Origin of the sequence: Tenacibaculum aestuariivivum (assembly GCF_964507685.1) — a bacterium.
Classification (GTDB): Bacteria; Bacteroidota; Bacteroidia; order Flavobacteriales; family Flavobacteriaceae; genus Polaribacter; species Polaribacter aestuariivivum.
Genome location: NZ_OZ208414.1, coordinates 2,125,860 through 2,148,201 on the forward strand (window position 1 = coordinate 2,125,860; position 22,342 = coordinate 2,148,201).

The window sequence follows — 22,342 nt, forward strand, 5'->3', positions numbered from 1 at the left end:
ACATAAAAGTTGATTTTTTGAAGTATGTATTCGATTACTTTTTACCAAAAAATAACATTAATTATGCTAACTTTGAACTCTTATGAAGCAACTTTTAATTATTGGCTATGTTTGGGTAGAACCAAAATCATCTGCTGCAGGAAGTAGAATGTTACAATTAATTGAATTATTTAAAAATAATAATTACAAAATAACCTTTGCTTCACCAGCACAAAAAGGCGAAAAAGCATTTAATTTATCAGAAATTGAGGTAAATGAAATATCAATTGAATTAAACTCTGCTTCTTTTGATGACTTTATCAAAAACCTAAATCCTGCTATTGTATTGTTTGACCGTTTTATGATGGAAGAACAATTTGGTTGGCGTGTTGCAGAAAATTGTCCTGATGCATTACGTATTTTAGATACCGAAGATTTACATTTTTTACGTAAAACTCGTCATCATCAATTAAAAAAAGGTCAAAATTTTTCTACGAATGCTTTATTAAAATCTGTCGATTCAAAACGAGAAATTGCCTCAATTTTAAGATGTGATTTGAGTTTGATTATTTCTATTTATGAAATGGAATTACTTAAAAATATTTTTAAAATTGATGTAAATTTACTGTATCACTTGCCTTTTTTATTAGATAAAATTGATAGTAAAACAGTTGATAATTGGAAATTTTTTGATGAGCGATCACATTTTATATTTATCGGAAACTTTTTTCACGCTCCAAATGTTGATGCTGTTTTACAATTAAAAAATGAAGTTTGGCAATTGATTCGAAAACAAATTCCAAAAGCCGAAATTCATATTTATGGAGCGTATGCAACGCAACAAATAAATCAATTACATAATAAAAAAGATGGATTTTTAGTAAAAGGTTTTGCTACGGATGCGATGGAAGTTGTAAAAAATGCAAAAGTTGTTTTAGCTCCGATACGTTTTGGAGCAGGAATAAAAGGGAAATTAACTGAAGCAATGATTTGCGGAACGCCAAGTGTTACCACAAATATTGGATCAGAAGGAATGCACGATAATCTGAATTGGAATGGTTTTATTGAAGATGATTTCAATGAATTTGCTAACAAAGCAGTAGCTATTTATTCTGATGAAAATCTGTGGAAAAAATTACAAAAAAACGGAATAGCAATTATCAATAATATTTACGATAAAGAAAAAATAGCAGCTCCTTTTATAAATCAGCTAAAAAAAATCCAAGAAAATTTAGATGAACATCGTACACAAAATTTCCTTGGAAGTTTGTTACAGCATCAAATGATGCAAGCTACAAAATATATGAGTAAGTGGATTGAAGCTAAAAATAAGGTTTAGTTTTATAAACTGTTTAGTAATTTTAATATGATAAAAAAACCTTTCGATTTAATTCGAAAGGTTTTTTAAAATTTATAGTAATCCAGCACGTTTTAAAAGTGCATCAGGTTCTGGTTCTTTTCCGCGGAAGCGTTTGTACAATTCCATAGGTTTTTCTGTTCCACCTTTTGAAAGTACATTTTCTTTAAATTTAGTAGCTACTTCTTTGTTAAAAATTCCTTTTTCTAAGAAATATTCAAAAGCATCGGCATCTAAAACTTCTGCCCATTTATATGAATAATATCCAGAAGAATATCCTCCTTGAAAAATATGAGAAAAAGCCGTGCTCATACAATTTTCAGCAACTTCAGGATATAGTTGTGTGTCAGCAAAAGCATTATTTTCAAATTCTTTTACTGATTTAATTGTTTCTGGCGATTTGTTACCATGCCATTGCATGTCTAATAATCCAAAACTTAATTGACGTAATGTTTGCATTCCTTCGTGAAAACTTGCCGATTCTTTAATTTTCTCAACATATTCCATCGGAATTGTTTCACCAGTTTCATAATGCTTTGCAAATAACTCTAAAGCTTCTTTTTCGTAACACCAATTTTCTAAAACCTGACTTGGCAATTCTACAAAATCCCAAGAAACCGAAGTTCCTGATAAACTGGTATAAGTTGTGTTTGCTAACATTCCGTGAAGTGCGTGTCCAAATTCATGAAATAAAGTTGTAACCTCGTTAAAAGTTAACAAAGAAGGTTTTGTTTCGGTTGGCTTGGTAAAATTACAAACAATAGAAACCTGCGGACGCTCGTTAACGCCATTTTTAACATATTGCGATTTATAAGAAGTCATCCAAGCTCCGTTTCTTTTTCCTTTTCTAGGATGAAAATCAGCATAAAAATGTGATATAAAGTTTCCGTCAGTATCGGTAACATTATATGTTTTAACATCTTCGTGATATTTATCTATTGATGTAATTTCTTCAAATTTTAAATCGAATAATCTATTGGCGATTTCAAAAGCACCATCAATTACATTTTCCAATTTAAAGTATGGCTTCAATAATTCTTGATCTAAAGAAAAAAGTTCTTTCTTTAATTTTTCAGAATAATAAGCGCCATCCCATTTTTGAAGTTGGTCGATACCGTCTAATTTTTTAGCGTAGGCTTCTAAAGTATCAAACTCACGTTTTGCAGCAGGTTTTGCTTTTTCTAATAAATCATTAGAGAATGATAAAACTTTTTCAGGATTTTCCGCCATTCGTTCTTCTAAAACAAAATGAGCATGGGTTTTATAACCTAATAAATTAGCTCTTTTATAACGAAGATTTACAATATCTAAAACAATTTGTTCATTATTGTATTTGTTATCCTGAAAGGCTTTTTTACCAGCTGAAATAGCGAATTTTTTACGCAATTCTCTATTATCAGCATAGGTAATAAAAGGAATGTAACTCGGGTAGTCTAATGTAAAAATCCAACCTTTTTTTTCTTTTGATTTAGCAATTTCTTTTGCTGCTTCTTTTACACTTTCTGGTAATCCTGATAAATCATTTTCATCAGTCAAGTGCATTTCAAAAGCATTGGTTTCTGCTAACACATTTTCACCAAATTGTAATGATAATTTTGATAATTCTGCATCAATTTTACGTAATTCAGTTTTATCAGCATTGTTTAAATTAGCACCATTTCTAGCAAAACTTTTGTATTGTTTATCTAATAAAGTAGTTTGCTCTGGTGTTAAATTTAAAGATTCTTTAGTTTGATAAACACTTTTAACTTTATTAAAAAGAGCCTGATTTAAGGTTATATCATTTCTGAATTCACTTAATAAAGGTGAAATATCTTTTGCTATTTTTTGAATTTCATCATTAGTTTCAGCAGAATTTAAGTTGAAAAAAATTGAGGTAATTCTATTTAATTTTTCTCCAGCAAAATCTAAAGCAACGGTGGTATTTTCAAATGATGGAATTTCCGTATTTTCAACAATAGTATTAATTTCTTCTTTTGCTAATTCGATTGCTTTTTCAATAGCTGGTTTATAGTGTTTTTCTTCTATTTGAGAAAAAGGAGGTGTTTTAAAATCTTGTAATAAAGGATTCATTAAATAAGTGCGTTTTAAAATGAATAAAAAGTAAAAATAACGAAATTACTTGTAGTAAATAAGTTTTAAAAAAAGTACTTAACAAAAAAACCTCACCAATTTTTAAAATTGGTGAGGTTTAATATTTATTAATATTTACTTTTTATTTACGAACTCTTTCAGATGCCTTTTCAACTTTAATTTTTAATTCTTCTTTGTAGGCAATAATTTTATCTAAAATTTTAGCATCAGAAGCACCAATAATTTGAGCTGCTAAAATACCTGCATTTTTAGCACCATCTAAAGCTACGGTTGCAACTGGTACGCCTCCTGGCATTTGTAATATTGATAAAACAGAATCCCATCCATCAATAGAGTTTCTACTTTTTACAGGAACTCCAATTATTGGTAACGGGCTCATAGATGCTACCATTCCTGGTAAATGAGCTGCTCCACCTGCACCTGCAATAATTACTTGAATACCACGTTTGTGAGCATTTTTAGAATAATCAACTAATTTTTCAGGAGTTCTGTGAGCAGAAACAATATCTACTTCTATTTTGATATCAAAGCTTTCTAAAATATCGATTGCTTCTTGCATGATTGGAAGATCAGAATCGCTTCCCATTATAATACCTACCATAATTTTATGTTTTATTATTTTGAATTAAATAATTAATTCAAATATTATTTACTAATAACTCTAATCGTTTCTTTTACTTGTTGTGCAACTTGTCTGGCGATATCAATATCTTGATTAACAATTGTTACGTGTCCCATTTTTCGAAAAGGCTTTGTTGTTTTTTTCCCGTAAATATGAGGTGTAACACCATCAATTTTTAAAATTGTATCCATGTTTTCGTACACAACATTTCCTGTATATCCTTCTTCGCCAACTAAATTTACCATAATTCCAGCAACTTTACTAGCGGTATTTCCTAAAGGAAGATTTAAAATACTACGTAAATGTTGTTCAAATTGATTGGTATAACTTGCTTCAATCGAATAATGTCCAGAATTATGAGTACGTGGAGCTACTTCGTTTACTAAAATTTCATCAGCTTCAGTTTGAAACATTTCAACAGCTAATAATCCGACAAAGTCTAAAGTTTTAGCAACTTTTAAAGCAATTTCTTGAGCTTTTTTAGCAACTAATGCATCTATTCTTGCAGGGCAAATAACATATTCAACTTGATTTGCTTCTGGATGAAATTCCATTTCAACTACAGGATATGTTTTGATATCGCCATCAGCATTTCTAGCAACAATTACAGCTAGTTCATTTTTAAAAGGAACTAATTTTTCAGCAATACATTCTCCTTCAGGTAAAGATTGTAAATCATCATAATTACGAACCACTTTTACACCAGTACCATCGTAACCAAATTGTGCAGCTTTCCAAACAAAAGGAAATTCAATCAGTTTGTTTTCATACGAGTGTTTTAACTCATCTACAAAAGTAAAATGAGAAAAATCAGCTGTAGGAATTTGATTTTCTTTATAAAAAGTTTTCTGACGAGCTTTATTTTGAATGATTCTTAAATTAGCTGGCTTTGGAAAAATAGTCAAACCTTCAGCTTCTAATTTGTCAAGCGCATCAATATTAACATTTTCTATTTCAATGGTTAATACATCTACTTTTTTACCAAAGTTATAAACGGTATCAAAATCGAATAAATCACCTTGATGAAATTCATTACAAATTTGTGCGCAAGGAGCTTCGTTGTTATCACCTAAAATAAGGGTGTAAATATCAAATTTTTGTGTTTCGGCAAGTAACATTCTACCTAATTGTCCGCCACCGAGAACGCCTAATTTAAAGTTTGAAGAAAAATAATTTTTCAAGATAAATATTTTATATGTGTTGTTGTTACTGCAAAAATAACAATCTAAACTATAGTATAAATATAATTAACGAGATATTCTTAACTGTGAACCGTTAATTTTAGTTACAAAATACATTAAAGCAGCACATCCTTGGTTATCAATTGGTGCGCCTCCTTGTAAATGATTGTATTTTTTATTGTCGCATGATTCTTTATTACAAGGAACCTGAATATGAATTCCATCAAAAACCATTAAAGCATCACATGTTTTTTCAGGGCATTGTTGGTCAAAGGCTTTATATCCGTTATTTCCTGTTCTAAAAATAAATACATTACGTCCTTGTATGATATTTTGTGAACTGCCGTTTGGTACTAACAAACCTTGATATTCGGGCAGTGTTAAATCTATAATAGCATTCATTTCTATACCTCTAAAACAATCGTTAATAGGTATGTTATCTGTACAGCCTATTATGATTATCAAACTAAATAAATAAAATATTTTTTTCATTTTTTTAAATAGACTTAAAATTTGTAGCGCTACGAATTTACAAATATTTTGTATATTTGTAATGTAATCTCATTCCTAATAGGTATGAGATTTTTAAATTAATATAATTATGAGTGATATTTCATATTATTCGCCTGAAGGACTTAAAAAGTTAAAGGACGAATTAGTTCAGTTAGAACAAGTAGAAAGACCTAGAGTAACACAAGAAATTGCAGATGCAAGAGATAAAGGAGATTTAAGTGAAAATGCAGAATATCATGCTGCTAAAGAAGAGCAGTCGCATTTAGAGTTTAAAATAGCAAAGCTTAAAAATGTAATAGCAAGTGCCCGTATTCTTGATGAGAGTCAGTTAGACATGTCTAAAGTATTGGTACATTCTGTTGTTAAAATAAAAAATACTACTAACAACATGGAATTTTCTTACACTTTGGTTGCTGATTCAGAAACAGATGTTAGAAACGGTAAGTTGTCTGTAAACTCACCAATAGGTAAAGGATTGTTAGGTAAAAAAGTAGGTGATATTGCTGAGATTAATGTGCCTAAAGGTATTATGAAGTTTGAAATTATAGAAATTTCTAGATAATATTTTAAAAATTTTTAAAAAAAGCGTTGCATATGTAACGCTTTTTTTATGTTACCAATACTTAAATTTAAAAAACATGGCTAGTATATTTACTAAAATAATAACAGGAGAAATTCCATCGTATAAAATTGCTGAAGATGAAAATTTCATTGCTTTTTTAGATATTAACCCTAACGCAAAAGGACATACTTTAGTAGTGCCTAAAAAAGAAGAAAACAAACTTTTTGACTTATCAAAACAAGAATATATTAAATTAATGGATTTCTCTTACCGAGTGGCAAAAGCTATTGAAAAAACTGTTCCTTGTAAACGTGTTGGAATGAGTGTGATTGGATTAGAGGTGCCACATGTACATGTGCATTTAATACCTTTAAACGCAATGGAAGATATTCAGTTTATTGAAAAAGTAAAATTATCAAGTGATGATTTTATTGCTTTGTCAAGAGGTATATCTAGTAATTTTAAGTAGGCAATATTTAAACTTTTATAAGAGAAATTTTAAAAGTTGTTCCTTTTCCTATTTCTGATTTTTGAACAGCTATTCTACCTTTATGGTAATCTTCAATAATACGTTTTGATAGCGATAAACCTAAGCCCCATCCACGTTTTTTTGTAGTAAATCCTGGAGTGAATATTTGTTTGAAGTTTGATTTTTGAATTCCTTTACCTGAGTCGGTAACTGTAATTTTTATATATTTAGGAGTGTTTTTAATATTTAAAGAGATATCACCTTTTCCTTGCATGGCATCAATAGCATTTTTAATTAAATTTTCTATAACCCAACCATATAATTCTATATTTAAGTTTGTGAAAAGTTTTTTTTTATCCGAAGAAAAAGAAAAATTAATTTGTTTTGAACTTCTTGATTTTAAGTAATTAAAGGATTTTTCTGTTTCTGAAACAATATTATGTTTTGTTAATTTTGGTAAAGAACCAATTTTTGAAAAACGATCGGCTATGATATTTAATCGGTCAACATCTTTTTCAATTTCAATAATGTATTCCTCATTAACATTTTCTGATCTTAAAATAGCAATCCAACCTAATAACGATGATAAAGGTGTACCTATTTGATGCGCTGTTTCTTTAGCCATACCTGTCCAAAGTTTATTTTGTTCAGCTACTTTACTTGATTTGTAAACCATATATACAATGGTTAAAAAAAGTATTAAAATTAGTAATAATGTTAGTGGGTAGTATTTAAGTTTGTTTAGTAAATCTGAATTTCGATAATAAAAGTATTGAGTGGTTCCAAAATATTCAATAATAATAGGGTCATTTTGTTCTTTCATAACCTTTAGTTGTTCTTGAAGGTATGTAGGATTTTCAGATTTAGTTATATCTAAGTTTCTTGATAAGTCAATGCTTCCATCATCATTAACTAATATAGTAGGTATATCTTCAATAGTTTGATATACTTTGTTAATTAAATTAGTGTTTTCGTTTAAATCAGGATTTGAAGCAAGTTCTTTAAAGGCAGCCGCAAAAATTTCAATTTTACCTCTTTCTTCTTCTTTAAATTTTTGAAAAAACATGTATGTGTTCCATAAAATAAGCGAAACGAGTAAGAGTGATATAAAAATAATTATTCGCTTTATCCAATATGTGTTTTTCAAAAATATCATTAGTCAAATATAAACTATATTATATACAATAACTTAATTTGTTAAACCGTAGTATATTTACACTAAAAACAAATAATATGTTGTCGTTAAATCCTAAAGAATTACCTGTAGCAAAATTGCATAGTTACTTGTTGGGTGCAGTTGCACCAAGGCCTATAGCTTTTGCCAGTACTATTGATAATGATGGAAATGCTAATTTATCGCCTTTTAGTTTTTATAATGTTTTTGGTGCAAATCCGCCAGTATTAATTTTTTCGCCAGCAAGAAGTGTAAGAGGTAATACCCAAAAGCACACTTTAGAAAATGTAGAACAAATAAAAGAAGTTGTAATTAATGTAGTTAATTATAATATGGTACAACAAATGTCATTAAGTAGTGCTATGTATGCTAGAGGGGTAAATGAGTTTGAAAAAGCTGGTTTTACGATGTTGGCTTCAGATAAAATTAAACCTTTTAGGGTAGCAGAATCACCTGTGCAGTTTGAGTGTAAGGTAACTGATATAGTTTATACAGGAACGGAAGGAGGTGCAGGTAATTTGATTATTTGTGAAGTGGTAAAATTACATATTAATGAAAATGTATTAGCAGAAGATGGTAGTATAGATCAATATAAAATAGATGTGGTAGCTAGAGCAGGAGGAAGTTACTATTCGAGAGCAAGAGATGGTTTTTTTGAAATACCAAAACCAATTTCAGCTTTAGGTATTGGTGTAGATCAAATACCAAGAGTAGTAAGAGATAGTACTGTTTTAACGGGCAATAATTTAGGTATGTTAGGTAATGTAGCGCAATTGCCAACTGATGAAGCTGTTAATAACTTTGCCAAAGAACACCCAGAATATGTTTCGCTTACAATTGAAAAAAAACATACATTTGCACAGGAATATTTAAAGAGTAATGATGTAGAAAGTGCTTGGAAAGTACTTTTAATTAAATAGATAAGAATATGGAAGTTATAGGGAAAATTAAATTAATTAACGAAACACAAACATTTGGAGCTAGTGGGTTTAGAAAACGTGAATTAGTAGTAACTACTGATGAACAATATCCTCAAATGATTATGATTGAGTTTGTACAGGATAAATGTGATATATTAAATCAATATGCTGTTGGACAAGATGTAAAAGTGTCTATTAATTTAAGAGGGAGAGAATGGATTAATCCTGAAGGAGTTGCTAAATATTTTAACTCTATTCAAGGGTGGAGAATTGAAAATTTATCACAAGCAACATCTCAAAACACGCCTCCTGTTGATCAATTTCAACCTGCACCAGATTTATCTGCAAACGAGCCAGATGATTTACCTTTTTAATTAAAGGTTTATAAATAATTAAAAAGAGAGCTTTAAGCTCTCTTTTTTATTGCATTTTTTTTAAAAAATTAATTAGTTTTATTTTTTTAGATAATAAAAAAGAATGATTGTAACCTTATAAGGTATTTTACTATATTAAATGAAATTCCGTGCTCATATTGAAAATAGCGTGAAAAGTGAAATAATAACCATAAAAAAGGTTATTGATGGTATGAACTCTAAAAACCCTAAGAAATGGGAAAAGAGAACTTATTATTCTTTAACGTATTTAACACCAATGTACGCGAAACCAAACGGAAAAATAATTCGACCATATTTTTATTTTAAAAAAGGACTTGATGGGAATGAAAAATCTGGAGGTGGGGAAAGTCTAGAACACAAATTAGCAAAAAAAAATAATAGCAAAAAATATTTTCCTAAAACTGAAATTTGGAAATATTCAAGATACACTTTATTTCTCAAGAGTAATTATTGAGCAAAGGTTTAATAATGGATAAAGGTCTGCTGATTTATATGTTCAAATAAAAAATAAAAATAAATTTGACTATACTGTTGGAGAAGGTTTAGTTATAAAAATTCACAGGTCAAATAAAGTTAGTAAAACTAAAAGACAATTTTTATTGAAATTTGAATAAAGCAGCCATAGAAATTAAAATAGATAAGTTTAATAAATCAGAAAATGATATTTACAATATTCAAAATCAACTAGAAAAAAAATTAATATCAGTAGTTGGTGGAAAATCTCTTCACGACCTTTTTATAAAGAACACAAATTAGAAAGAGAAAATAATAGAAAGTTATTTTTAGAAAAGAAAAGAAGACAACATTTAAAAGATTTAGAAAGAGAAAAACAAAAAACAATTGACAAGAAACCGAAAATTGTGATTAAAAAAAAGGAACCACAAATTACAGTAATGAAAGACAAATAAATTATTCTTTATAGAAAGAGAACTTTTCTTAAACGAATTATAGGTTGGGTTAGGAAAAAATAACATAGTACAATAATGGCTATAATTAATACGGGTTAAAGTTATAAATTAAAAATTTAGTGTATTTTTATAATGACACCCAAATCTTTTTTTTTGTAAAAAAAAAACAATCAAAATAAAAAGTTTTGGATAAGTGATAAATTGAAAGTTTTAGTACTTTTAATTCCTAGATTAATAATAGCCGAACATGTTTATGTATCACTAAAACGAGATTGATAAAGAGAAATAATGAACTTAGATAGTAAAATTTCAAGAATTGCAGGTACATTAATTATTCTTGGAATAGTTTCGGGAATACTAAGTATAGTTCCTGATGTGGAAAGTGATAATTTTCTTAATCAAGTCTATCCTAATAAAAATCGAGTTTTAATTGGAGGTATATTCCAATTCTTATTAGTTCCAATCTATATTGGATTTTCACTTGTACTTTATCCTATTTTAACCAAATATAATAAAACACTATCTATTGGTTTTGTAGGATTTAGAATTATAGCAGGGGTGTTTCAGTTACTTGGAATTATGCTACTACCTATATTTATTTTTTTAAGTCAAAATTTTTTAGTCGATACAAATACAAACTCATTTTTTTATGAAACATTTGGGCAAGCATTAAAACTTTTTAGAGATTTAACAAATCATTTAGGTGTAATATTAGCAACAGGAATAGGGAATTTATTATTATACTATATTTTATTTAAGGAAAAACTTATTCCTAAGTGGATTTCAATATGGGGAATAATTGGAAATATATTAATAATGATAGCAAGTTTTTTATTGTTATTTGAATTAATTAAAATTATTTCAATAGAATATGGAATTATAACGATTCCCCTTGTTTTACAAGAAATAATATTGGCTATTTGGCTAATTATAAAAGGGCTAAAATTAACGACAATAAAATTGTGAATGATTAAAAACTAACGCACAACTATGGCTATAATTAATAAGTACTTGTTAAAGTGTTAGGTATTTGGTTTTATAACAAGTTAAAATTATATAAAAAAAATGGCATTGCTTAGTGAATTAGGATTTGATAACTAAATTTTGGGGAGAAGTTTATATGATGAATGGGTATCCAAGTAGTGTTTTTTTGTATGTGTAGCTGAACAGGTAGGTAAAAAGTAAAAACCTTCTGATTTCTCAAAAGGTTTTTGTTATATTTTATTATTTAGGTATTACTTTTTTTGGGGGCATTGGACCTCTTAAATGAATGATTAACCCGTTTAAAAAATTTCTAAGAATCTGGTCGCCACATTCCATATATTTAGGATGTTCTTCATTTCTAAAAATAGCACCTAACTCTCCTTTAGAAACTTTAAAATCTACTAAAGCACAAATTTCAACAATATCAGTATCACGCAATTTGTGTGCTACTCTCAATTTTTTAAATATATCGTTGTTTGATAAGCCTCCCATAAGTTTGTTTTTAATAATATTAATTTAATTAACCATGCTAAAAATAGCCCAAGCATAGATAGCAAAACGTAAAAAACGAAATAATCCAAAAATAACTACGTTTTTAAACGGATATTTAATCATACCTGCTGTTAAACAGCTAATAGCAAAAGGTAGTGGTAATAATGCGCCTACTAAAATTAAAATACCTCCCCACTTACTAGTGTTTTTAAGGTTTTTAGCCATTTTAACTTCTAAGTAATTTCTTACAGAATTTATTTTTAAAGCAGCTCTTCCTATAAAGTAAGCAGATAAACCACCTAAATAAGAAAGGGTTGCTAAAATAGACAAAATTAAAACCGGATTGGTTGTTTTTTTTGACCAAGCAATAAAAATTTCTGGAGGTATTAGTCCTAATATGGTTTCTGAAACATAGAATGTAATTAATACTCCAAGTGTTGAAAAAGTTTCTGTTATTTTTTGTAAACCATCATTAATATTATAAATATATTTATTAAATAAAAATACTCCTATAACTGCAATAACTATTGGCCAAAAAGCTTTTTTTAAACTTTCCCAAATAAACATATAAAATCCTGTGCGATGATAATAATTATGTAACCGCTTTACGTGTGGTTTGTTTTTCTTTTTATTTTTCTTTTTGTTCGTTTTCATCTATTGGGTGCTCTAAACCTATTTTAGAGACTGCAAAAATACAAGGTAATTACAGATATATCAAAGAAATATTGTTAATTATAAGTTAGCAGTTGCAGCTTCTGCACAACGCTCACCATCCATAGCGGCAGATACAATTCCGCCTGCATAACCACCACCTTCACCACAAGGAAATAAGCCTTCAATTTCAGGGTGTTCTAAGTTTTGTTTTCTAGGAATGTTAACTGGTGATGAGGTACGAGACTCTACACCAATAATATTTGCTTCTGCTGTATAATATCCGTGCATTTTTTTACCAAAAGCATCAAAACCTTTACGTAATCTACCTCCAATTATTTTTGGAAGTAATGAGTGTAATGGAGATGATTTTAATCCAGGTTGATAAGAAGTTTCATTTAATGATGATGATAAATTACCTTCAACAAAATCGGTTAAACGTTGTGCAGGGGCAACCTGACTTTTTCCACCAGCATCAAAAGCTAATTTTTCTAAATCTTTTTGAAATTCTAATCCTTTTAAAGCACCAAAATGTTCATATTTTCTAAAATCTTTATCAATATTTAATTCAACAACAATTCCTGAATTTGCAAATTTATTATTTCTTCGAGATGGAGACATTCCGTTTACAACAACTTCACCATTTGCAGTTGCAGCTGGTACAATAAATCCACCAGGACACATACAAAATGAATAGACCCCTCTATTATTTACTTGTTGCACTAAACTATAAGCAGCGGCAGGTAATAATTCATCTCTTTGACCTGAACAACTATATTGAATTTGGTCAATAATTTCTTGAGGGTGTTCTACACGAACTCCCATTGCAAACGATTTTGCTTTTAATAAAATATTTTTACGGTTTAACAATTCGTAAATATCTCTAGCAGAATGTCCTGTTGCTAAAATTACAGAATTAACAGTCATTTCATTTCCATTTTTTAATCGAATAGCTTGTATTTTATTATTTTTGATAACAAAATCGGTAACACGAGTATCAAAATGAACTTCTCCACCATATTTTATAATATTCTCACGAATATTCTGAATAATTTTAGGCAGTTTATTTGTTCCAATATGCGGATGTGCATCAATTAAAATATCTTCAGCAGCACCATGATATACTAAGTTTTCAAATATTCGTCGAACATCACCACGTTTTAAACTACGGGTATATAATTTTCCGTCAGAGTAAGTTCCTGCACCTCCTTCACCAAAACAGTAATTAGAATCTTCATTTACAAAATGCTCTTGATTAATGGCACGTAAATCTCTACGACGATCTTGTACATTTTTACCACGTTCTAAAACAATTGGTTTATAGCCTAGTTCAATACAACGAAGTGCTGCATACATTCCTGCAGGGCCAAAACCAATAATATGAATTTCTTTAGCGTTAGAAACATCATGATATTCGAAAACATAATCTGGTGTTTCGGGTAAATTTTCATTTATATAAACAGCTACTTTATAGTTAAAAATTACATCTTTTTTACGAGCATCAATAGATTTACGTAATACTTTTACCGTAGTAATAGTAGAAATAGCGATTCCTAATTTTTTAGAAGCTTTCTTTTTTAAAATATCAGCTTTCTTTTCTTCTATTAAATTAATGCGTAGTTGAAGTTCTTTTACCATAGTGCAAAATTATACAAAATTGAATTGATACCTTTTTATTTTGATAAGAATTTTTTTATGATTACAAGTGCTAATAACTGTGCTATATTTGTTACGTTTATTAATTTTTTTATGATGATTTGGTTACCTAAAGAAATAGTATTTCCACCTTACGAATTGGCTAATGAAGAAGGTGTTTTGGCGTTTGGAGGCGATTTATCGGCAGAACGTTTGGAGTTTGCTTACAAAAATGGAATTTTTCCGTGGTTTAATGAAGGTGAACCAATTGTTTGGTATGCACCACCACAGCGTATGATTTTATTTCCTAATGAGGTAAAAGTTTCAAAGTCGATGAAACAGGTTTTACGAAAAGATAACTTTGTAATTACCAAAAATAAAGCTTTTAATGAGGTGATTTTTAATTGTAGACATATTAACAGAAATGACCAGTTAGGAACTTGGATTACTGATGATATGGAAGATGCTTATATTAATTTACATGATAAAGGAATTGCAAAATCGATAGAAGTTTGGCAAGATGATAAATTAGTAGCTGGCTTGTATGGTGTCGATTTAAAAAATGGTGTTTTTTGTGGTGAAAGTATGTTTAGTAAGGCTAGTAATATGAGTAAAGTGGCGTTTATTCATTTAGCTAAAAACTGCGGATATAAATTAATAGATTGCCAAGTTTATAATGAGCACTTAGCAAGTTTAGGGGCTCGTGAAATTAATAGAAGTGAGTTTTTAAACTTTTTATAAAGGGGGATTATACTCTATCAATGAAGAGTTAATTTAATTATAAGTTTTTCAATGACAGATTGTCTTTTTTTTATTGACAATACGACAGTTTGTCTTTTTTTTTTGATAAAAATAGACACTTTCTTTTTTTTGGTATTTTTTTTGTCAAATTTAATACCGAAGTCAATTAAGGTTTCATATTTGAAATAATGTTTAATTTAAATTTTTGTAATTATGAGCAATTTAGTTAATGTTCCTGAAAATCGAAGTTTAGCAAACACAAAATCAAACGTAAACTTCCCAACTTGGTCAAACTGGTTAGATGAAATATTTACCAGAGATTTACCTTCTGTATTTACATCAAGTTTTAATACTGGAATTACACTACCTAAGGTTAATATAAAAGAAACAGCTGATTGTTTTGTGGTTGAAATGGCAGTTCCAGGTTTAAAAAAGTTAGATTTTGATATTAGTATTGATAATAAAATATTATCAATTTTTAAACAGAAAAAAAAAGAGCATGAGCACAATGAAGAAAATTATACTCGTAGAGAATTTGGGTACACTTCGTTTAAAAGAACTTTTATTTTACCAGAAAGTGTAAATGATGAAAAAATTAACGCAAACTACAACGAGGGAATTTTAAGTGTTATTTTACCTAAAAGAGAAGAAGCAAAACAAAAAAATACAAGAAGCATTAAAGTTTTATAATTTATAACTATTATTTTTTAAAAAATTAAGTGTAGGAAGAAATAGGTAAAGGTGTTACTTCCTACACTTCCATTTAATAATTTAAAATTTATAGTGTTATGGCAAGAAAGTTTAAACCTGGAGACTGGGTGAAAGTAAAGGGAAAACTTACTGCACCAAAAATGCAAGTACTTAAATATATTACAAAAAATTATGTAATATTTGGAGAGGTTATTAGTAATAATTGTTTGGAGTGTGTTTGGTATCAAAATGGTAAACGAAAATTAAAAGTTTTTCATCAAAATAAATTGATTAAACTGAAAGATAATGGAGCTTTTTTTAAAGATTTTTTAACTGATACAAGATTAAATTTAACTTAAAACTTAAATTAATGAGAAGGTATATTTTATTATTTATAATTAGCATGTTAAGTATTGTTTGTAATGCTCAGCATAAAAAAAATCAAAGTGAAAATACTATAATTAAACAACCTAAAGGTTCTTGGAAAGTTAATAGAGAGTTTGATAAAAATGGTAATTTAGTTAGGTATGATAGTGTTTACTCTTGGTCTTCTATAAACAGATTTGATGAATTTTCGTTGTTAGAGCGTGATAGCTTAATACAAGCTTTAAAGAATAGGTTTTTTACAGTTTTTTCAGACTTTAAAAAACGAGGGTTTGAAGATGTTTTTTCTCAAGACTCACTTTTTAGTAAACATTTTTTTAATGATAGTTTTTTTAGAAGTAATTTTGGTAAAGAGTTTATAGATATTGATAAAATAAGGCAAGAGATGTACAAAAAAAAGCAAGATTTTTTAGAAAAATATCAGTCAGAATTTATTAATGAAAAAATATAAATATAATAGGTTTATTTTATATACAAGTAAATTTTACTGTTTGTAATATCAAAATCTTGAGCAATTGTTATTGAGCTAATAAATAATATTATTAGTAATGTAAATTTTTTCGTAGTTGTTTTTTTAAACAATAAGAGGCAAATTTATATTAATTAAAATAAATAATAAGAAGTATTAATTGTTTTTATATAAAATAAAACCTCGTAATTTAATTACGAGGTTTTATTTTATATACGATATTTAAATTATTAGTCTAACACAGAAAACTCAATACTAGAGTCTGAAAAAACAGTATGTATTTGTGTTTTAAAATCTTTTTTATCGGCTTTAAAAATGTTATCAACATATGTTTGCGGGTTCAAATCAATTAAAGGAAACCACGTACTTTGCACTTGAATTTGTAATTTATGTCCTTTTTTAAAAGTGTGAAAAACATCTTGTAATTTAATATTTACTGCTGTTTTTTTGTTTGGTGTAAAAGGTTCAGGTTTTGAAAAACTATTTCTAAAACGCCCACGCATTATTTCACTACGAACCATCATATGATAATTACTTAGCTTTAGGTGCGTTTGCATATCTTTATTATCATTTTTGATATCAGAAGGGTGCACGTCAATAACTTTTATAATCCAATCGGCAGCAGAACCCGTTGTTGCTACGTTTAATTTTGTTAAAATATCTCCTGCTAAAGTGAAATCTTCAGTTAAAATATCCGTTTGAAAAACCAATACATCAGGTCTTCGGGCAGCAAAACGCTGGTCATCGGTCATGTATTTTCTTGGAGTGAAAACAGTTTTTATATCTTCAGAATAAGGAACAGGATGTTTAACATCACTTACAAATGTTGTTTTTGAATTTCCTTTTTTATCTGCAGTTAATTTTTGATTTTCTGATAAGAAAAAAGATTGCTTTTTTACGCTTTTAGGAGGCCAAACATCGTATGATTTCCATTCTTTTTTTCCTGTATCGAAAACATAAGCTTCTGGTAATCCACTATTTTTAGAACCGTTTTCTTTTAAGAAATGATTGAAAAATTTAGTTTCAATATTTTTTTGAAAATTTAATGAAATTGAATCGCCAAAATAATAATTTCCAACAGTACTTGCTACTTTATTTCGAGACCATCCGCCGTGATCCCAAGGACCAAAAACTAAAGTATTATAATTATTAGGTTGGTGCTTTTCAATGTTTTTATATGTTTCTAAAGGACCATATAAATCTTCGGCATCAAACCATCCACCAACAATCATAGTTGCTACTGTAGATGGAACTTTGTTTAAATGTTGAATAATTCCTTTGCTTTGCCAAATTGAATCGTAATTAGGATGTTCAACAATTTCTTTCCAGAAAAAATCATCAACCTTACCAGTTGTTTTATCTTTATAAGAAGCTATTTTAGCATCTAATTTATCATATTTAAAATATTCGTTTAAGTTTTTTAAAGGTCCTTTGTCTAAAAAAAACTGATATTGATCCTGCGTTTTCATCTTAGGAAAAGAATACCAAGACGAATCTGTAGGTTGGTTTTTGTAAGTTCCGAATAATGGAATTGCGTTAAAATAACTTAGTAAAAATGCACCATTATGATGAAAATCATCAAAAAAGAAATCGCCAATACAAGCTTGTGGAGATGCAGCCCTTAAAGCAGGATGTGCATCAATTGCTGAAATAGTTGCATAATGTCCAGGATATGAAGTTCCCCAAGTTCCAACATTTCCGTTATTGTTTGGCGTGTTTTTAACTAACCAATCAATGGTATCAAAAGTATCGCTAGTTTCATCGGTTTGTTTGGCTGTTTTATTAGGAATGTAAGCACGCATATTGTCATAAACTCCTTCACTCATCCAACGACCACGAACATCTTGATATACAATAATATTTCCTTCTTTCATTAAAATAGGATTAGGAGCTATTTTAGTTTTGAAAGTATCTTTTCCATAAGGGCGACAACTATATGGGGTTCGTTGTAATAAAATAGGATATGTTTTTGATGTATCTTTTGGCGAGTAAATAGTGGTGTGCAATTTTGCACCATCTCTCATGGTAATTTTTACTTCTTTTTTAGTGTAATTATCTTTAACAAAAGTGTTTTTTATAACAGCGTTTGTTAGTTCAGCTTTTTTGGTAATTTTAGAGGTACAGCTACTTATTACAAGTAAAATAAGTAGTGTTATTTTAATAAGTGATTTCATATGGTTTGGTTATTTACGGTGTAAATATAAAAAGGAATAATAAAATGTAACTGTTAATTAATGTTTTAGATTTTAAATGGTTACTTTTAGTTTTAAAAATAAGTATAGGTAGTGCTTTTGATCTATCTTTTTTTATGATAGTTAATTTTAACTAAAACGTTGTACCTTTGCAGTGGCATGAGAATAAGACGAGTTTCAGATTGGTTACCGACTACAAATAAGGAGGTTAAGTTAAGAGGGTGGGAAGAATTAGATGTAATTCTTTTTAGTGGAGATGCATATGTAGATCATCCATCATTTGGTCCTGCAGTAATAGGCCGTATACTTGAAAGTTACGGGTTACGAGTTGCAATTGTACCACAACCTAGTGTAAATGATAATTTACAAGATTTTGAGAAATTAGGAATACCACGCTTGTTTTTTGGTATTACTGGTGGATGTATGGATCCGATGGTAAGTAATTATACGGCAAGTAAGCGTCGAAGAGAAAAAGATGCATATACGCCAAATGGTGATAAAGGGTTTAGACCTGACTACGCAACTTCAGTATATTCAAAAATATTAAAAGAAAAATTTCCTGATGTACCAGTTTTAATTGGTGGTATTGAGGCTTCATTGCGTCGTGTTACTCATTATGATTATTGGTCGGATAAATTATTACCAACTATTTTAGAAACTTCTAAAGCTGATATGTTGGTGTATGGTATGGGAGAGCAACCTTTGCGAGAAATTGTAGAATTGTTACAAAAAGGGGTGCCGTTTTCGAGTTTAAAAACGATAAAACAAACTGCTGTTCTTATTGATGAAGGAGAAAATGTTCCGAAGAATAAAAATTGGGAGGATATAGAAATTAATTCTCACGAAGCGTGTTTAAAGGATAAAAAAACATTTGCTTCTAACTTTAAAGTAATAGAGCAGGAGTCTAATAAATTATATGCACGTCGTATTTTTCAACAAGTAGGAAATAAGCGATTAATGATTAATCCACCATATCCTACAATGACAGAAGGAGAAATTGATGCTTCTTTTGATTTGCCTTATACACGTTTACCACATCCTAAATACAATAAGCGTGGACCAATACCTGCTTTTGAAATGATTAAATTTTCGATAAATATTCACCGTGGATGTTTTGGAGGGTGTAGTTTTTGTACCATTTCTGCACATCAAGGAAAATTTATAGCAAGTAGAAGTAAAGAATCTGTATTAAAAGAGGTGGATACAGTAACTAAAATGGATGACTTTAAAGGATATTTATCTGATATTGGTGGGCCTTCTGCTAATATGTATCAAATGAAAGGTAAAGTGCAATCTATTTGTGATAAATGTGTAGCACCTTCTTGTATTTCGCCAGTTATATGTAGTAATTTAGATACTTCGCACAAACCGTTAACAGACTTATATAAAGCGGTTGATGCGCATCCGAAGATAAAAAAATCATTTATAGGAAGTGGTATTAGACATGATATGTTGGTGCCAGAATTTAATAAAAATGCAGACCCTAAAGAGTTAGATGCCTATACAGAAGAGGTAATGACAAATCATATTTCTGGACGTTTAAAAGTTGCGCCAGAACATACTTCTGATCCTGTTTTAAAGTTAATGCGTAAACCATCATTTAAATATTTTCACCTGTTTAAAGATCGATTTGATCGTATTAATATTAAGAAAAAATTAAAATTACAGTTAATTCCTTATTTTATATCCAATCACCCAGCGTGTGAAAAAGAAGATATGGCAAATTTAGCTGCCGAAACAAAAGATATGGGCTTTCAGTTAGAGCAAGTTCAGGGATTTACACCAACACCTATGACGGTTGCTACCGTAATTTATTATAGTGGATACCATCCTTATACTTTAAAGCCTACAAAAACGCCTAAAACTGCGAAAGAAAAAGAAGATCAACATAAATTTTTCTTTTGGTATAAAAAAGAAAATAAAGATTGGATTCGTAACACACTTAATAAAGTAGGACGACAAGATTTATTAAAAGTTTTATTACCTGAAAATAATTCGTGGAAAAAGAACAAAGAAGCAAAAGAGGTTAAAAATACTTTTGATGACGCTGTTCCTTTTAATCAGCGCAAAAGTAAAAACTATAGGGCACCTAAAAATAAAAAAAGAAGAAGGTAATCTTTTTTTTTAAAAGATATTTAAATAAAAACTTAATGTTTAAAAAGACTATTTTTTTACATTTTATATTTAGGTAATTATTTTTTGTACTAGCTAATATAAGTAGTAGAGATGTTTTTTTAATTTTAGTGAAGTGAAAGTGAATAAAACAAAGAATATTTATAATTAATTAGGTGTAAAAAAGGCTTTAATAAAATTAAAGCCTTTTGAAAAAAATATGTTATGCTCTAGATTTACGCTTTTTCATTTTTTTATCATCTAATTTTTTTAAAATTTTCTTTTGTTTTTTTTCTAATAACTTCTCTTTAGTTAGCTTTTTTCTTAATACAGCCATGATCATTATTTTTAAATTATAATAAAATAATAACATCACTAAAACTCTATAAATAACATTTTTTTTACTACGAGTAATAATATTCAAGATGTTATACTAAATATTATTTTTAAAAAATAATGTAATAGAGTTATTTAGGTATACTCGTTATACCTTAAAAATTCAGGAAGATGATTTTTTGTTTTCGGAACATTACAAAACTAATGAAAGAACAAAACAGGTTGTTAGTTATCCTTTTGTATAAGTTAATTAGCTGTTTTGTTTTTAATAGATACATTTTGTTTTATCAAAGTATAATAATTAACTAAATGTAATTATAATACTTTGATTTTCCAAGTTTTAACATGTGTTTTAACTTTATTTTATAAAATAACTGCTAATTCCTGAGAGTATATTTTGTACGGCGTAGGAGGCTAGTATTAACCCCATTATTTTACTAATCACAGTTATACCATAGTTCCCTATTTTTTTTTGTAAGTGATTAGCTCCTAAAAGAATTAAACAGGTTATTCCTATAATTATTAGTACTAAAAGAGTTGTTGTAGCTTGTTGTTGTAAGGTGTATATGTGATTATCTGTTAGTAATACAACAGCCATTATAGCGCCAGGTGATGCTATTGAGGGTATAGCTATAGGAAATATTGTAACATGTTTATAATCTGTAATTTTATTTTTTTCCTGTTCAGGTTTTCCGTCTCCAAAAATCATAGTTAAGGCAAATAAAAATAATATAACTCCTCCGGAAATTTGAAAGGCATCTAAGGATACAGACATTCCGTCTAAAATTATTTGTCCTATTAGAATAAAAAATAAAAGGATAAAAAAAGCGATTATCGAAGCGCGAATAGCTATTTTTCGTTTATGAATGAAATCAAATTCTTTAGTAGCTTCTAAATATACAGGTATAGACCCTATTGGGTCTATTACAGCAAAAATAAAAAAAAGTGTAGTTATGTATTGCGTCATATTCTCTATTTAATACGAATTCCTTGTGTTGTAAATGATAAACCTTGTTGCCCCATTGTTGAGTTCATAATACCCTCAAATAAAGGGGCTGAACAGCCTTTAGGTGTTTTCCATTCAAATATAAAGTTAGAGCCTGTTCCGCCAATAATATCAGCCTCATTTATTATAATTTCTGATGTTTCCATAGGTGCTAAATAAATGGGGTTTTCAAAATAGGTGCGTATTTTTTTACCGTGAGTATCGTAATATTTAGCTTTTATTATATAGATAGTATCTGTTTCACTAGTGTTTCTTAAGCTGACCATTGCAGTAAGATTGTGTTTTTTATGTTCTGATATACTATGAATTTGTGAGTAAATAGATAAGTAGGTTTTACCAGAATTAAGTGAGTCTTTTGAATTTATTTTGGTAGTTTTTGTTTGCCAGTTTTTTGTATTTGTACCAACTTTTTTTTGTTGTTTACTACAGGCAAAGAATACTGTAATAAAAAGTATAAGTAATGAGGTTTTTTTCAT

24 protein-coding genes are annotated in these 22,342 nt (G+C 28.8%); 13 read left to right on the forward strand and 11 right to left on the reverse strand.

The genetic code is table 11. The annotated features are described in order from the left end of the window. The first annotated feature begins 82 nt into the window (after nucleotides 1-82). Entirely contained in the window at nucleotides 83-1,318 is a 1,236-nt protein-coding gene (locus tag ACN5J4_RS09545) for a glycosyltransferase (RefSeq protein ID WP_418649770.1), read from the forward strand. Between the two features lie 72 nt (nucleotides 1,319-1,390). On the opposite strand, the gene ACN5J4_RS09550 is transcribed toward ACN5J4_RS09545, so the two are convergent. The 4 genes from ACN5J4_RS09550 to ACN5J4_RS09565 all read right to left on the reverse strand — a co-directional run bounded on the left by ACN5J4_RS09550 (nucleotide 1,391) and on the right by ACN5J4_RS09565 (nucleotide 5,725). Continuing rightward, nucleotides 1,391-3,409 (reverse strand): M3 family metallopeptidase, encoded by a 2,019-nt coding sequence (locus ACN5J4_RS09550; RefSeq protein ID WP_418649771.1) that lies wholly within the window; start codon nucleotides 3,407-3,409, stop codon nucleotides 1,391-1,393. Nucleotides 3,410-3,551: 142 nt separating this feature from the next. Continuing rightward, nucleotides 3,552-4,031, reverse strand: coding sequence for a 5-(carboxyamino)imidazole ribonucleotide mutase (gene purE, locus ACN5J4_RS09555; RefSeq protein WP_418649772.1), 480 nt, complete (start codon nucleotides 4,029-4,031; stop codon nucleotides 3,552-3,554). A 44-nt stretch (nucleotides 4,032-4,075) separates the two neighbouring features. Beyond that, nucleotides 4,076-5,233, reverse strand: coding sequence for a 5-(carboxyamino)imidazole ribonucleotide synthase (locus ACN5J4_RS09560; RefSeq protein ID WP_418649773.1), 1,158 nt, complete (start codon nucleotides 5,231-5,233; stop codon nucleotides 4,076-4,078). A 66-nt stretch (nucleotides 5,234-5,299) separates the two neighbouring features. Beyond that, entirely contained in the window at nucleotides 5,300-5,725 is a 426-nt protein-coding gene (locus ACN5J4_RS09565; protein WP_418649774.1) for a hypothetical protein, read from the reverse strand. A gap of 109 nt (nucleotides 5,726-5,834) precedes the next feature. Between ACN5J4_RS09565 and greA the strand changes: the two genes are divergently transcribed. Both greA and ACN5J4_RS09575 read left to right on the forward strand, forming a co-directional pair. Next, nucleotides 5,835-6,308 (forward strand): transcription elongation factor GreA, encoded by a 474-nt coding sequence (gene greA, locus ACN5J4_RS09570; RefSeq protein ID WP_418649775.1) that lies wholly within the window; start codon nucleotides 5,835-5,837, stop codon nucleotides 6,306-6,308. Nucleotides 6,309-6,384: 76 nt separating this feature from the next. Continuing rightward, nucleotides 6,385-6,777: an HIT family protein gene (locus tag ACN5J4_RS09575; RefSeq protein WP_418649776.1), complete on the forward strand. Its 393-nt coding sequence runs from the start codon at nucleotides 6,385-6,387 to the stop codon at nucleotides 6,775-6,777. A gap of 7 nt (nucleotides 6,778-6,784) precedes the next feature. On the opposite strand, the gene ACN5J4_RS09580 is transcribed toward ACN5J4_RS09575, so the two are convergent. Beyond that, the gene (locus ACN5J4_RS09580) at nucleotides 6,785-7,933 is read right to left on the reverse strand and encodes a sensor histidine kinase (RefSeq protein WP_418649777.1); all 1,149 of its coding nucleotides are present in this window, start codon (nucleotides 7,931-7,933) and stop codon (nucleotides 6,785-6,787) included. Between the two features lie 77 nt (nucleotides 7,934-8,010). On the opposite strand from ACN5J4_RS09580, the gene ACN5J4_RS09585 reads away from it, so the two are divergent. The 5 genes from ACN5J4_RS09585 (at nucleotide 8,011) to ACN5J4_RS09605 (ending at nucleotide 11,140) form a co-directional block, all read left to right on the forward strand. After that, nucleotides 8,011-8,871, forward strand: coding sequence for a flavin reductase family protein (locus tag ACN5J4_RS09585; protein WP_418649778.1), 861 nt, complete (start codon nucleotides 8,011-8,013; stop codon nucleotides 8,869-8,871). A gap of 8 nt (nucleotides 8,872-8,879) precedes the next feature. After that, entirely contained in the window at nucleotides 8,880-9,245 is a 366-nt protein-coding gene (locus tag ACN5J4_RS09590; protein ID WP_418649779.1) for a DUF3127 domain-containing protein, read from the forward strand. 139 nt (nucleotides 9,246-9,384) lie between these two features. Continuing rightward, entirely contained in the window at nucleotides 9,385-9,720 is a 336-nt protein-coding gene (locus tag ACN5J4_RS09595) for a hypothetical protein (RefSeq protein WP_418649780.1), read from the forward strand. A 152-nt stretch (nucleotides 9,721-9,872) separates the two neighbouring features. After that, nucleotides 9,873-10,022: a hypothetical protein gene (locus tag ACN5J4_RS09600; RefSeq protein WP_418649781.1), complete on the forward strand. Its 150-nt coding sequence runs from the start codon at nucleotides 9,873-9,875 to the stop codon at nucleotides 10,020-10,022. 440 nt (nucleotides 10,023-10,462) lie between these two features. Further along, entirely contained in the window at nucleotides 10,463-11,140 is a 678-nt protein-coding gene (locus ACN5J4_RS09605; protein ID WP_418649782.1) for a DUF4386 domain-containing protein, read from the forward strand. A gap of 258 nt (nucleotides 11,141-11,398) precedes the next feature. On the opposite strand, the gene ACN5J4_RS09610 is transcribed toward ACN5J4_RS09605, so the two are convergent. The 3 genes from ACN5J4_RS09610 to ACN5J4_RS09620 all read right to left on the reverse strand — a co-directional run bounded on the left by ACN5J4_RS09610 (nucleotide 11,399) and on the right by ACN5J4_RS09620 (nucleotide 13,939). Then, nucleotides 11,399-11,650, reverse strand: coding sequence for a DUF1456 family protein (locus tag ACN5J4_RS09610; RefSeq protein WP_418649783.1), 252 nt, complete (start codon nucleotides 11,648-11,650; stop codon nucleotides 11,399-11,401). A 24-nt stretch (nucleotides 11,651-11,674) separates the two neighbouring features. Then, on the reverse strand, nucleotides 11,675-12,304 hold the full coding sequence (locus tag ACN5J4_RS09615) for a YqaA family protein (protein WP_418649784.1): 630 nt from the start codon (nucleotides 12,302-12,304) through the stop codon (nucleotides 11,675-11,677). A gap of 78 nt (nucleotides 12,305-12,382) precedes the next feature. Further along, on the reverse strand, nucleotides 12,383-13,939 hold the full coding sequence (locus tag ACN5J4_RS09620) for an NAD(P)/FAD-dependent oxidoreductase (RefSeq protein ID WP_418649785.1): 1,557 nt from the start codon (nucleotides 13,937-13,939) through the stop codon (nucleotides 12,383-12,385). 114 nt (nucleotides 13,940-14,053) lie between these two features. Between ACN5J4_RS09620 and aat the strand changes: the two genes are divergently transcribed. The 4 genes from aat (at nucleotide 14,054) to ACN5J4_RS09640 (ending at nucleotide 16,202) form a co-directional block, all read left to right on the forward strand. Then, complete coding sequence (gene aat / locus ACN5J4_RS09625) at nucleotides 14,054-14,677, forward strand: leucyl/phenylalanyl-tRNA--protein transferase (protein WP_418651164.1); 624 nt, start codon at nucleotides 14,054-14,056, stop codon at nucleotides 14,675-14,677. 213 nt (nucleotides 14,678-14,890) lie between these two features. After that, complete coding sequence (locus tag ACN5J4_RS09630; protein WP_418649786.1) at nucleotides 14,891-15,367, forward strand: Hsp20/alpha crystallin family protein; 477 nt, start codon at nucleotides 14,891-14,893, stop codon at nucleotides 15,365-15,367. 98 nt (nucleotides 15,368-15,465) lie between these two features. Next, nucleotides 15,466-15,726 carry a hypothetical protein gene (locus tag ACN5J4_RS09635; RefSeq protein WP_418649787.1) on the forward strand — a complete coding sequence of 87 codons (261 nt, stop codon included), beginning with the start codon at nucleotides 15,466-15,468 and terminating at the stop codon, nucleotides 15,724-15,726. A gap of 11 nt (nucleotides 15,727-15,737) precedes the next feature. Then, the gene (locus tag ACN5J4_RS09640) at nucleotides 15,738-16,202 is read left to right on the forward strand and encodes a hypothetical protein (RefSeq protein ID WP_418649788.1); all 465 of its coding nucleotides are present in this window, start codon (nucleotides 15,738-15,740) and stop codon (nucleotides 16,200-16,202) included. A gap of 248 nt (nucleotides 16,203-16,450) precedes the next feature. Here the strand turns inward: ACN5J4_RS09640 and ACN5J4_RS09645 are convergent, their stop codons facing one another. Beyond that, nucleotides 16,451-18,394, reverse strand: a complete 1,944-nt coding sequence (locus ACN5J4_RS09645) for a CocE/NonD family hydrolase (RefSeq protein ID WP_418649789.1) — start codon at nucleotides 18,392-18,394, stop codon at nucleotides 16,451-16,453. A 177-nt stretch (nucleotides 18,395-18,571) separates the two neighbouring features. Between ACN5J4_RS09645 and ACN5J4_RS09650 the strand changes: the two genes are divergently transcribed. Continuing rightward, a complete protein-coding gene (locus ACN5J4_RS09650) occupies nucleotides 18,572-20,527 on the forward strand; it encodes a YgiQ family radical SAM protein (protein WP_418649790.1) in 1,956 nt (651 codons plus the stop codon). A gap of 691 nt (nucleotides 20,528-21,218) precedes the next feature. Here the strand turns inward: ACN5J4_RS09650 and ACN5J4_RS09655 are convergent. Both ACN5J4_RS09655 and ACN5J4_RS09660 read right to left on the reverse strand, forming a co-directional pair. Further along, nucleotides 21,219-21,827: a MarC family protein gene (locus tag ACN5J4_RS09655; RefSeq protein ID WP_418649791.1), complete on the reverse strand. Its 609-nt coding sequence runs from the start codon at nucleotides 21,825-21,827 to the stop codon at nucleotides 21,219-21,221. Between the two features lie 5 nt (nucleotides 21,828-21,832). Beyond that, nucleotides 21,833-22,342, reverse strand: coding sequence for a DUF3124 domain-containing protein (locus ACN5J4_RS09660; RefSeq protein ID WP_418649792.1), 510 nt, complete (start codon nucleotides 22,340-22,342; stop codon nucleotides 21,833-21,835).